Raw genomic sequence first — 11,227 nt, 5'->3', positions numbered from 1 at the left:
TTGGGCCGGCAGGCTTCGACCAGGGGCTCCAGATCAGCCCATTGCGCGTCGCTCAGCATCGTCCCTCCTCCATCAGAGAGACGAAAACGCAAGCCCAGCCAATCTGTTCAGGCGACGACAGGCCCTAGCACTACCTGGGCACTTTGAAGAGCTATGCGGGAATGTGGGTGACGACGGTGGTTTGAAGGCGGCGTATAGAGGCGGGTGTCGAGCCAGCCAGAACCTCTCATCGAGAGCGATACGCCTATGGACAGCCCTACCAACATCGTGCGGCTTCGTCAGCCCGAGGACATCGACGATCCCGAAGTGCTGCGAGCCGGGGCTCGGCGCCTTCTCGCGCAGGCGGTCGAGTTTAAGGCCGAGGCCTTTCTGACGGCGATGCAGGACCGGCGGTTGCCGGATGGGCGCGCTCGGCTTGTCCGGCACGGCCACGGGCCGGAGCGTGAGATCCAGACCGGGATCGGGCCGGTGCCGGTGGCGCGGGTACGCGTCAGGGATTGCGGTGCGGCGGGGGCCGAGGATCGGGTCCGGTTCTCCTCGACGATCCTGCCGAAGTGGGCGCGGCGGACCCGCAGCCTGGATGCGCTGCTGCCGGTGCTGTACCTGCGCGGTGTGTCGACCGGCGACTTCCAGGAGGCGCTGTCGGCCCTGCTCGGCAAGGACGCCCCGAACCTCTCGCCCGCGGTCGTGACGCAGCTGACGGCGACCTGGGCGGACGAGTACGCCCGCTGGCAGGGTCGTGGTCTCTCGGCGCGCCGCTACGTCTACGTCTGGGCCGACGGGATCTACCTCCAGGCGCAAATGGAGGAGCGGGCCGAATGCATGCTGGTGCTGATCGGCGCCACGCCCGAGGGGCGCAAGGAACTCGTCGGCTTCCAGGTCGGCGTGCGCGAGAGCGCCCAGAGCTGGCGCGAGTTGCTGGTCGACGTGAAGCGGCGCGGTCTTTCCATCGCGCCGGAGATCGCGGTGGGCGACGGCGCGCTCGGCTTTTGGAAGGCACTTGACGAGGTCTGGCCCAGCACGCGCCATCAGCGCTGTTGGGTCCATAAGACCGCAAACGTCCTGAACAAGGTGCCCAAGTCCGTACAGGGCGCGATGAAGGCGGATCTGCGCGAGATCCACGCCGCGCCCACCCGTGCTACGGCCGAGGCCGCTCTGGTCGTCTTCGTCGAGAAGTACGGCGCCAAGTATGCCCGCGCCGCCGACTGCTTGACCAAGGACCGGGAGGCGCTGCTGGCCTTCTTCGACTTCCCTGCCGAGCATTGGGATCACCTCCGGACGACCAATCCCATCGAGAGCGTGTTCGCCACAGTGCGCCACCGGACCGTGCGGACCAAGGGCGCGCTCTCGCCGATCACCGCCAAACTGATGGTGTTCACGCTTGTGATGGCGGCGTCGAAATCCTGGCGGCGGCTGAAGGGCGAAAACCAGTTGCCCAAGGTCGTGGCCGGTGTCACCTTCCGCGACGGGACCGAGGTCATCGCGCGCCCAGATCACCGCGCCGCCTGACCACCGCCGTCACCCAAAATCCCGCATAGCTCCCTTCTCCGTCATTGACGCCTGTGGTCGCTCGACCGTCCTCAAAACCTGACCAAGCACAATCGGCAGTAAACGTCTTTCCGTCGTTACCAATTTTGCCTTGCGAAAGAAATATGCTCGCTGCATATTAGAACGGATGCAGAACGGATGCGCCGATGCCTACAAAAAGAACTGCTACCGACATCGCGCAGACCGAGACGGCACCGATGAGGCTGAGCGCAGGATTTGACCTCCTCCCCGCCATTCTACGGCACCTCGATTTTCTGTTCGAGGAGCGTCCTCTCCTTCCGAATGAGGACGCCGGTCAGTACGACACGCTCCTCCGCACCATAATCGCACAGGTGAAGCCCGCGGACGTGATCGAGGCAATCTGGGTCAAGGATATCGTTGACTTGATCTGGGAGGCGAAACGGTTCCGTCGCTGGAGAGGGCAGATCCTGACTCAAACACGCCTCCAGGCCGTCACCTCGTTGATCCTGCCAGTGCTGGAAGCTCAGAACCACAGTCCTTTCGAGCCAGAAGCCGAGCGGCGTCGAGAAGCCGAAACCCTCGCCATGGGTTGGCTCAACGGAAGCGCGGACGAGACAAGCGCCACGGAAAAACTGCTTCGCACACGTGGGCTTACCCCCATGGATGTTACGGCACATACCTTCCAGCTGAAGCTTCCCGACATCGAGCGCATTGAGCGGATGATCACAGCCGCGGATCAACGCCGCGACACGCTCCTGCGCGAGATCGAGCGCAAACGAATGAGCCTCAGCCAGCAGCTGCGTGCCGCGTCGGCGGAGGTGATTGACGTCGAGCCTACGGTACAAGAGCGCCGTATGGCGACACCACCCCGCGACTGACATGACGTCTGACCGCGCCATTGACGCCAATCGGCGAAATGCTCAAGCCAGCACTGGTCCGCGCACGAGACGAGGTAAAACGCAATCGAGGCAAAACGCCCGCAAACACGGTCTGGCTGCCGCAGCGTTCGATCCCCACGCCGAAGCTGCAACTGAGTACCTCGCAGAGCTCATCGCAGGAGATTTCTGTGGCGATCCGCCGATCTTGGAAGCCGCTTACGCGGTTGCCGAGGCACAGTGCCATCTTCGACGCGTCCTTGTCGTCAAAGGCACAATGATTCGGGAGGACGCCGAGTTCTCCGAGAGGCACGCGAAGATGGACGGTTCCTCAGCACCGGATGCCTCACCCGAACTTCTCCAGGCCCTTGAACGCTTGGAGCGGTACGAGCGGCGCGCATTCTCGCTGCGGAAGTCCGCGATTCGGCGTTTCGAGGACATGGCCCGACGAGCGAGACGGCGGCCGCAGGATACGGCGGTAGACTGATGCACGCGCACCTGCATGGCCGCACCCCCGTTTTGCTAACTTCTGCCGCCAGCCTACAATGTAGCGCCATCAGGTTCTTCCAAAAACTTTTGTCGAGTCGCCGGGAGCATGACCTTTGACGACAGTAAGCTCGGGGCGGGTTCGCAGCCTTACCCAGCAAAGAAGGCGAACAGCAGAGCGATCGGTGCCATTAGCGGGTGAGCATGAGAGACGTGACGCAACCGGCAGCGGCTGACCGGCTCTTGGAAGAGGCATCGGAAGTGCTCAACCGGATCCCCACCAGCAGAGCCCTCGCAAGAGATTTAGCGTGCTAGCGCAACTGCGTCGAACGTCTTGTGCCCCTTCGGCAAGACCGGCCGCTTTCGAGATCAGCGAACCAATGGACTTACCCAAGGTGACGATCGCACTCCTGCAAGCCGTTTCGGCCGGCGAACTGGAAAAGTGCAATGACGGTGTTCCATAACACCGTGTCAGAGTAGTGCTATAAGTAATGAGAATTTAACACAGCGAAATAAGACAATATAATTATTATCATCTTCGGGCACAATTCTCATTGTGGCAGGCATAAATTATATCTCTGGAGTATTGATATCAGAAAGTCAGATTAATCAATTGGAGCGCATTTTCCTTAGTCCAGCCTCGATAACTCCTCAGCCATGAGCACGAGCTTTCTTCCAACCAACACGACCATTGGCACAGTTTGGCAGAACGAACCCATTCCGAGGCAGAGTCGCGGCACCGATGATCGGAGCCGCCAGGCACTTATCTAGCAGGCCCACAAGCACCAATGGCACCAATAATCTGTATCTGGGAGGGGTGCTCTAAAGGTTCCGTGCGGTTGTATCGCACATTTCCAACGATTGTCAGCAAATTCTGCTCGGATCGCTCGTGATGCGAAATTTCTCGAAGTTATTCCCAGCTGGCGGCCTGGTTCACAATGCCCTGGACCGCAATGGCCTCGATTAGTGGGCCGGTATAGTTGGTAGCGCCATGAGCCGCTGAGTCCAAGAAAGCATGCACTTTGGTCTGAGATCGAGCCTGAAACTCCGCGGATTCCGAGAAGCCCACGAGGATAGTGTCGATCGATTGACCGCTGGCCTTCCAGCTCTCCAACTCACTAGCTGATCCGAACCGACCCAAAGCGTTGGTGTAAAAGCTTTGCACAAGGGCGTCCGTCACGCTCTGGGCACCATGAAGCTTGGCGAACTCGGGCGAGTTTACAAAATTGGCAGCAACGCTGGATAGGGAATTATTATGCAAAGCATTTACGTGCGTGCTGAGGCCGCCTTGATCCGGAACGCGCCCAAACGCGACGCTGTAGAGGCGCACGATGGGATCCACGTATGCGTCTGCTTCCGCGGACGTCGTGATGGCAGTCCGGACTTGGTCCGGTGCTCCACCAGCCGTCTCTTTTGCGAGCCAGAATTGCTGCTCCGGAAGTGAGGCCGAGCGCTGTAAGACCGCGCGGTACACGCTGTCAATCTGATAACCTGTATCCGGATTGCCAGTGGTCGCTGCGCCGAGCACCGGAGTTCCAAGGTCCTTCAGAACAGCGAGATCGAGTTCCGAAACACCGCGTATCTTGCCGGCCGGCAAGCCCAGCCCTGTCATGAGAGCGGCATTGGCCGCATCACCACTTGCATTGCCGAGATGATAATACTGACTCCCATTCGGGATCGTTGTGACGGGAACAGGAGCACCGTAGGCTGAAATAGCATTTGGGCCAGTAAAGGCCGCAGTTCCGTCGGGCCCGACCACGACTAATTTGTCCCACAAAGATTCGGTGGTGTCCGCGCGAGTTCCGGTGTTAGTATCTCGATATCCGACCACTCCGAAGGCGTGACCGAGTTCGTGGGTCAGGATCGTAACGGCATCATAACTGCGAGACGGGATGTAGGATGAGACCGAAGGGTCCGTACGTAGATACAGCTGCCCGCTGCTCAAAGCCTGAGCGCTAACTGTAATGCTGACATCCGGCGCATCCCCGTTTGCGTCGAAACCGGTCAGGAGTTCAGTGACCGCGCCACTTTGCATGACAGCGCGTCCACCATCGATCCCGACCTGAACCTGTGTGCCGGGGGCCGCCTGAGCAAGAACACCGGGTTGCAGGGTTTGTACGTTCAATTGCACATCAATCGTGCCATGGCCGCCGAGGAAATTAGACCAGATGCCGAGCGCCGCGCTCAATGTGCGAACGAGGTCCGCAGCCTGCGAGCTTTGAGTAAGATCGTTCAGCGCGATCGTATAAGTGAAGCTCATGGTTCAGAATCATGCACTCAGAGGGCTGGATTGCTCTAACGCTGTTGGTAAAGACAGACGCAAGACAAAATCCCTGACCCGTGGCGGACAGGACGCTTCACTTTGGGCTAAGGATCCTCTGGAAGTCGAGTGCTTCGGTGGCTGGCACATGCATTTCTCGATTCCTGTGATGATATTGTCCCTCTTTTAAATTTCGTAAATTCCGCCGAGCCTTCCTGGTGCGGTCTGCCCCCCTGAAAAGTGGTTCTTCGCCAGGGTTGCTGGACGGGGTCGCAGCAACAGATGCTGTGAGGACACCAAAGACCAATGGCATGGTCGAGCGCTTCAATGGTCGGGTGCAGCGGGAGGTTTGTCGGGTATTACAATCTACAGCCACGTCGACCTGGAGACCGTCCTGCGCGGCTTCAACGCGGCGTACAATGGTCGCTGCCAGCGCGTGCTGAAGGGGCTGTCACCCGAGATGGTCCTACGCCAGCACATCGAAGCCGATCCTGCGCTGGCCAATCCATCTTACAGGCCGCTCAAGCCCGGCATCCTCCGGAAAGCCCTTCGCATCGTCGCAGACGCAAAGGAGGTCTCACAACCAGACAGCTAGGCTATGAATGCCTTCGGCGTTCTCGACGGCATGTACGGCGAACGCCTGCCGGTGAAGCTGGCTTACGGCTCGCCCTGCAACGGCAGCGGTTTGCGAGGAAGACATCCAACGGTTCTCGCGCACGTCCCGCCTGTGCGCGAGCTGCGACGGCTGCAGCAGCGAGGCTACCGTGCTAGCCGATAGCCTCATCCACCGTCTCAGCGTCAACCGCTACGACGCGTTTCCGCCTATAACGATGGACACACGGTAGCCAGCCGTAGACAGTCAAAGGCAACACGATAGGTACTGGCGAGGCGGTTGAGGTGATAGGAGCGGGGCCTCAGCCCAGGAGTAGATAGTGCCCGTTCAAGTCCACATTGAGTTCCCCAATGAAAATGCGGTCACCCTTTCTCCCAAGTTCTTGGCGGAAAGCCGTGGGGTAGTGACCATCAAGGGCCGCGGCAACACGATCGAAATTGGGGAGCCGTTTCTACCCAACGCAGCTCACTTTACGTTGACCGGCGGAGCCACAATCCGAGTACGGCCCAGTTCCAACTTGAATCGCCTTCACGTCCACGCGTTGGCTGAAGAAGTGTCGATCAATATCGGCGAGTGGGCATCGTTCAACGGGTCGAGCCAGATCATGGCTCACGAGCGATCAAGCATCGTCATCGGTACGCGCTGCCTGTTCGGAGACGGCTGCGTCGTCACCTCCAGCGACGTGCATAAGATTCTGGATAACCGAACTGGAGAGAGGCTTAATCCAGCACGCGATATCATCGTGGGAGACCATGTCTGGATTGCACCTCGCGTCAACTTATTGCGCGGGGCAACGATTGGCGCCGACAGCGTTGTAGGGACCGGAGCGGTCGTGACCGGCGCATTCCCGCCCAACGTGTCCATAGCGGGTACGCCAGCTCGAATCATCCGGGAGGGGATCACCTGGGAGCTGTGACTTCAGCTTCGGACTTGACGACGCCCGCGCGGCGGGTGCCGGCGGAGCTGAGTCGGGGAGGAACGAAGCTGAGGGGCCTAACTCTTCCGGCGGTGGATCTCGGATCAGCCGGCCGACGATGACGCCGGCCAGGAATGATACTCCCCCGCTTTCGCGGTTCTCCCGCAGTTTGCGTGGAAAGGTCACGGAGACGCGATGTCGATCGGATGATTCACGGTTGGGATGATTCTGTCTTCATCCCTGCCAGGTTGCGTCGTCGACCACGTCATCCGCCGCTCCGGTCATCTCATCATCGTCACCCATTGTCGCCAGGATCGCAGGCGCTGTCCCGACTGCGGCACGCCAAGCTGTGCCATCCATAGCCGATACGTCCGGCATCCTGCCGATCTTCCAAGCTTCGGCAAGGCCGTTAAGCTGCAGCTTCAGGTGCGCCGCTTCTACTGCCACCATCCCGTCTGCCGACGGCGCACCTTCGTCGAATCGCCGCCGCGGCTTCTCCCGCCACGCGCACGACGCACGGATCGGCTCGCCCAGGCACAGGCTCAGGTGGGCCTCGCGCTTGGTGGCGAAGCCGGCGCCCGCTTGGCCGGGCATCTGGCGATGGCCACGAGCCCCGATACGGTGCTGCGCCTCGTGCATGGCATGAAGCTGCCGGCGACCGGTCCGCTGCGGGCGGTGGGAATCGACGACTGGGCGATCCGCAAGGGACAGACTTACGGCACGCTCATCGTCGATCTCGACCGGCGCCGTCCGATCGACCTGCTGCCGGATCGATCCAGCACGACCGTCGCCTCGTGGCTGCGTCGTCATCCCAGTATCGCGGTGATCACGCGCGACCGTTCGTCCGAATACGCGCGTGCAGCGACCATGGGCGCTCCCGCAGCCCTTAAGGTCGCCGACCGCTGGCATCTCCTCCTCAACCTGCGCCAGGCCGTGGAGCGTTGGCTCGCCCGCGTCCACGGACGCTTGCGACGTCTGCCGAGCCTTGCCGTCGGAGACGGGCGACGGCTGGGACAGCGTCTGCGCGCCTACCGTCGGAGTGAGGCCGAGATTGCCGTGGGCCGCGACAGCCGCGCCCGCCGTCTGGCTGCCTACGAGGACGTACGTGGGCGCTCCCAAGCCGGCGAGACCTTGCTGGCGATTGCCCGGGCGACGGGCCTCGCCCGCGGGACGGTGCGCAAGTATGCCCAGGCCGAGAGCTTTCCGGAACGTGCAGCACGTCGCCCCGGCCCCAGCCGCCTCGACCCCTATCTGGCGCATCTGGAGCAGCGGATGACCGAGGGGTGCGAGAACGCGATGGGGCTCTGGCGCGAGCTCCGCGAGCGCGGCTTTGCCGGCACGCATCGGCAGGTTCACCGCTTTGTCGCCGAGCGTCGCACGAAGCCGGCGCGGCGCACCGCCCGTGTGTGGCTGGGACGGATGGCGACGCCGGCCACGGACACGATCCCTCTTCCATCACCGAAGCAACTCGCTTGGTTCCTGACCCAACCCGTCGCGTCCCGCCCGCCCTATGCGACCGCCGCCATCATCCGGATCGAGCAGGACCTAGAGGCGGCCCGGCTCACTGCACTGGCGCAGCGCTACGCGGCCCTGGTGCGGAGTTGCTGTATCGGTGGCAGCCAACCCTCCGACCCCGCCGACGAACTCGACATCTGGCTCGACGCGGCGTGTCGCAGTGACATACCGGCTCTCAAGACGTTCGCTGCTGGTCTGGAGAGAGACGGCATGGCGGTGCGCGCCGCATTGACGACGTCGTGGAGCAACGGTCAGGCGGAGGGCCAGATCAGCAGGCTGAAGATGCTCAAGCGGACCATGTACGGACGCGCAAGCTTCCCCCTGCTCCAACGGCGTGTGTTCCTCGCTGGGTAATCCACGCAAACTGCGGGAGAACCGAACTCGCGGTCATCACGGCGACACCCCGAGATGGAGAATTCACAAATCGGAAGCCAACTCGCGGCCGCTCAGTTTTCCAGCTCGCTATCCCAGTACAGGTAGTCGAGCCAGGTGTGGTGGTAGTCGCGGTGGTCGAATTCGGGTTGGCGGTGGTGCAGCTCGTAGCGGGTCGGGCGGCGCGGCTCGGTGAGCAGCGGCATCTCGGCCTCGTAGGGCGTGCGGTTGGCCTTGCGCAGGTTGCATGGGCTGCAGGCCGCGACGACGTTCTCCCAGGTGGAGAGCCCGCCGCGGGAGCGCGGGTTGACGTGGTCGAAGGTCAGGCCGCCCGAAGGCAGGCGCAGGCCGCAATATTGGCAGGAGAAGCTGTCGCGCAGGTAGATGTTGTAGCGGGTGAAGGCCGGGCTGCGGGCCAGCGTCACGTAGTTCTTCAGGGCCACCACGCTCGGCACCCGAAGCGCTCGGCTCGGGCTGCGCGCCTCGACGTCGTAGCTCGCGACCAGGGTCACGCGGTCGAGGAACAGGGCGGTGAAGGCGTCCTTCCAGCTCCACAACGATAACGGGTTGTAGGAGAGCGGCCGGTAATCCGCGTTGAGGACGAGGGTCTGGAGATCCATCATCGGCGCGACTCTTCGAACGAAAGCCATACGGGACAACGCGCGCGTTCGAGTTTGCGCGCCGTCCCGAGGACAAGGTCGAGGGGGTGATGGGGAGATCGTGTGCCGCGGCGTCGAAAGCGGGGCCCAGCGGGCGGCACCGTCTCGGCCGGGCGCATGGGAAACGCGTGGCTCGCCGGGCGCGATCGGCGACCGGCTGGGGCGGATACATCCGGCTCGCGGCGGGGCCCGGATGCCAACCCGGTCGATCCCAGCCCTTCGCGAAATGACGAAAAGGCCCTCTCCATCGGGGCTTAGTCTAATAGCAGCGTGACAGCCTTGTGAAGCTCCACCCTGTCGCGGCCCGCGCCGCACCCACAGCCCGCGTGGATCGACGGCTTTCGGACCCGTTCGCTGCGGGGGGCGGGCGCTTCAGCCCCAGCGCACGAACATCGCGACGAAGACGGCGACCATGCTCGCCAGCAGCAGCGGATAGCCCTCGACGAGGGCGAACAGGAACAGCGAGATCGCGCCGGTGGCGATGGCCAGCATGACGGCGACGGCAGTCGGGTTCATGGCAACAGGGCTCGCACTTCGGGGTCCCGACTCCGTTTCCGGCCGACCCCGTACCACGATCGACGGGGCGACGCGGCACCCGATCGATGCTGCGTCGCACACCCGTTCGATCAGTCGCCGACGACCTTGCCGTCCGGGCCGACCTTCACGGTCTGCTCGTGGTCGGCCAGCGCCACCTTGATCTCGTACTGCACCGACTTGCCCTCGCGCTCGACCTCCGCCTCGTAGGCCTTGCCGCCGCCGGCCTTGCGCTCGGCGATCGCGAGGGCGTCCTTCAGCGAGGTGGTGGCGTTCTGAAAGTCGGCCGGCTTGAGCCGGGTGAAGTACCGCTCGATCGGCTGGTTCTCGGTCTTGTAAAGCGCGCCGGTCTCGGCATCGATGCCGTACTCGACGAGCTTGCCATCCGGGTAGACGACCTTGATGCTGTAATGGGTCGGGTTCTTACCGTCCGCCTTCTCGAAGTCAGCGTCGATCGCACGGCCCTTCTCGCCCTGGGCCTCGGCCGTGGTCAGCGCCTGGGCGAGGCCGACCTTGCTGGTCTTAGCGACCTGGAACTCCTTCATGTCGGATTGGGCCTTCGCGGCGGGCGCCTGGGCCAGGGCGGCCGTCAGGCCGAGCGGGGTTGCGAGGAGGCCGGCAGCGATCAGGCCGGCGGAGAGCGTGAGACGGTTCGACATGGTTTTGGCTTTCTTCCCGGTTCGGTCGGTGGCCCGGACAACAGGCCGATCGCCTCCTTGGTTGCCTACGCCCGGAAAGACTGCGCGCGGCAGCCCTGCCGTGGGCCCGGCCGCCTTCGAAGCCGTCGGTCAGCGCCGTCCGGCGCGGTCGAGCAGGATCGCGACGAAGCCGGCCGCGGCGACGCTGCGGTCGCCGTCGTTGGCGACGGTTGCGTCGGCCTCCGTCCGCACAGTACGCGCCAGCCGCGCCCCGAGATCGCCGTCCTCGGGGCGGCCGCGGGCGGCGAGCCGTGCGGCCAGGGTCTCGGGGGCTGCCGTGATCGCGACGACGTGGACGCTGGGGAGCGTGCGGCGTGCCGCCTCGATCACCCGGCGCGAGACGTTGCACACCACGATGCGCCCGCGTGCCGCTTCCTCCAGCGCATCGGGCGGGATCGCGTAGCCGAGGCCGTGGGCGCGCCAATGCAGGGGGAACGCACCGGCCGCGGCGGCGCGCGAGAAATCCGCCTCGGCGATCTCGGCGTTGTCCTCGTGCGCGGAGGGCGGCCGGGTCACGAGGCGGCGCGGGAACACGAAGCGCGGGTCGCCGGCCAGCCGCGCACGGGCGGCGGCGATCACCGTATCCTTGCCGGCCCCGCTCGGGCCAACCACGAGGACGAAGCCGCCGATCGGAGCCTCTGCCATCACATAACCCGTGTGCCGGCGCGCCAGACCTCGCGGACGACGGGCACCCCTTGGGCCATCCGCACGCGGACGATGTCAGCGCGCAGGCCCGGCGCGATCCGGCCGCGGTCGTCGAGGCCGGTGGCGCGGGCCTGCGCGCTGACAT

General features: G+C 63.6%; 9 protein-coding genes and 2 pseudogenes. 5 read left to right on the top strand and 6 right to left on the bottom strand.

Annotated elements, in window-relative coordinates; genetic code table 11:
- The first annotated feature begins 194 nt into the window (after positions 1-194).
- The 3 genes and pseudogenes from FV222_RS08530 to FV222_RS29435 all read left to right on the top strand — a co-directional run bounded on the left by FV222_RS08530 (position 195) and on the right by FV222_RS29435 (position 2,871).
- Positions 195-1,509 (top strand): annotated as a pseudogene (locus FV222_RS08530) (IS256 family transposase).
- Between the two features lie 236 nt (positions 1,510-1,745).
- The gene (locus tag FV222_RS08525) at positions 1,746-2,387 is read left to right on the top strand and encodes a hypothetical protein (protein ID WP_147813825.1); all 642 of its coding nucleotides are present in this window, start codon (positions 1,746-1,748) and stop codon (positions 2,385-2,387) included.
- A 1-nt stretch (position 2,388) separates the two neighbouring features.
- Entirely contained in the window at positions 2,389-2,871 is a 483-nt protein-coding gene (locus tag FV222_RS29435) for a hypothetical protein (protein WP_187277264.1), read from the top strand.
- A 909-nt stretch (positions 2,872-3,780) separates the two neighbouring features.
- On the opposite strand, the gene FV222_RS08520 is transcribed toward FV222_RS29435, so the two are convergent.
- Entirely contained in the window at positions 3,781-5,130 is a 1,350-nt protein-coding gene (locus FV222_RS08520; protein ID WP_147813823.1) for a DUF4214 domain-containing protein, read from the bottom strand.
- 932 nt (positions 5,131-6,062) lie between these two features.
- Here FV222_RS08520 and FV222_RS08515 point away from each other — a divergent pair.
- A complete protein-coding gene (locus FV222_RS08515) occupies positions 6,063-6,659 on the top strand; it encodes an acyltransferase (RefSeq protein WP_147813821.1) in 597 nt (198 codons plus the stop codon).
- Positions 6,660-6,881: 222 nt separating this feature from the next.
- Positions 6,882-8,528: an ISL3 family transposase gene (locus FV222_RS08510; protein WP_147813819.1), complete on the top strand. Its 1,647-nt coding sequence runs from the start codon at positions 6,882-6,884 to the stop codon at positions 8,526-8,528.
- A gap of 92 nt (positions 8,529-8,620) precedes the next feature.
- Here the strand turns inward: FV222_RS08510 and FV222_RS08505 are convergent, their stop codons facing one another.
- The 5 genes and pseudogenes from FV222_RS08505 to FV222_RS31060 all read right to left on the bottom strand — a co-directional run.
- Positions 8,621-9,169 carry an HNH endonuclease gene (locus FV222_RS08505; protein WP_147813817.1) on the bottom strand — a complete coding sequence of 183 codons (549 nt, stop codon included), beginning with the start codon at positions 9,167-9,169 and terminating at the stop codon, positions 8,621-8,623.
- A 408-nt stretch (positions 9,170-9,577) separates the two neighbouring features.
- Complete coding sequence (locus tag FV222_RS29430; RefSeq protein ID WP_187273707.1) at positions 9,578-9,721, bottom strand: hypothetical protein; 144 nt, start codon at positions 9,719-9,721, stop codon at positions 9,578-9,580.
- A gap of 110 nt (positions 9,722-9,831) precedes the next feature.
- On the bottom strand, positions 9,832-10,398 hold the full coding sequence (locus tag FV222_RS08500) for a PepSY domain-containing protein (RefSeq protein WP_147813815.1): 567 nt from the start codon (positions 10,396-10,398) through the stop codon (positions 9,832-9,834).
- A 129-nt stretch (positions 10,399-10,527) separates the two neighbouring features.
- The gene (phnN, locus tag FV222_RS08495; protein WP_147813813.1) at positions 10,528-11,082 is read right to left on the bottom strand and encodes a phosphonate metabolism protein/1,5-bisphosphokinase (PRPP-forming) PhnN; all 555 of its coding nucleotides are present in this window, start codon (positions 11,080-11,082) and stop codon (positions 10,528-10,530) included.
- Positions 11,082-11,227: pseudogene (locus tag FV222_RS31060) on the bottom strand (alpha-D-ribose 1-methylphosphonate 5-triphosphate diphosphatase); the annotation flags it as partial. The gene phnN and the pseudogene FV222_RS31060, both read right to left, overlap by 1 nt.

The organism is Methylobacterium sp. WL103 (assembly GCF_008039885.1).
Taxonomy (GTDB): Bacteria; Pseudomonadota; Alphaproteobacteria; order Rhizobiales; family Beijerinckiaceae; genus Methylobacterium; species Methylobacterium cerastii.
This window is presented reverse-complemented; position numbering and strand designations above follow the sequence as displayed.

Bases quoted from the DNA above. Each gene is read 5' to 3' on its own strand.
- FV222_RS29435 (WP_187277264.1), top strand. From the start codon at position 2,389: ATGACGTCTGACCGCGCCATTGACGCCAATCGGCGAAATGCTCAAGCC.
- FV222_RS29430 (WP_187273707.1), bottom strand. From the start codon at position 9,721: ATGAACCCGACTGCCGTCGCCGTCATGCTGGCCATCGCCACCGGCGCG.
- FV222_RS08510 (WP_147813819.1), top strand. From the start codon at position 6,882: ATGATTCTGTCTTCATCCCTGCCAGGTTGCGTCGTCGACCACGTCATC.
- FV222_RS08500 (WP_147813815.1), bottom strand. From the start codon at position 10,398: ATGTCGAACCGTCTCACGCTCTCCGCCGGCCTGATCGCTGCCGGCCTC.
- phnN (WP_147813813.1), bottom strand. From the start codon at position 11,082: ATGGCAGAGGCTCCGATCGGCGGCTTCGTCCTCGTGGTTGGCCCGAGC.
- FV222_RS08505 (WP_147813817.1), bottom strand. From the start codon at position 9,169: ATGATGGATCTCCAGACCCTCGTCCTCAACGCGGATTACCGGCCGCTC.
- FV222_RS08525 (WP_147813825.1), top strand. From the start codon at position 1,746: ATGAGGCTGAGCGCAGGATTTGACCTCCTCCCCGCCATTCTACGGCAC.
- FV222_RS08520 (WP_147813823.1), bottom strand. From the start codon at position 5,130: ATGAGCTTCACTTATACGATCGCGCTGAACGATCTTACTCAAAGCTCG.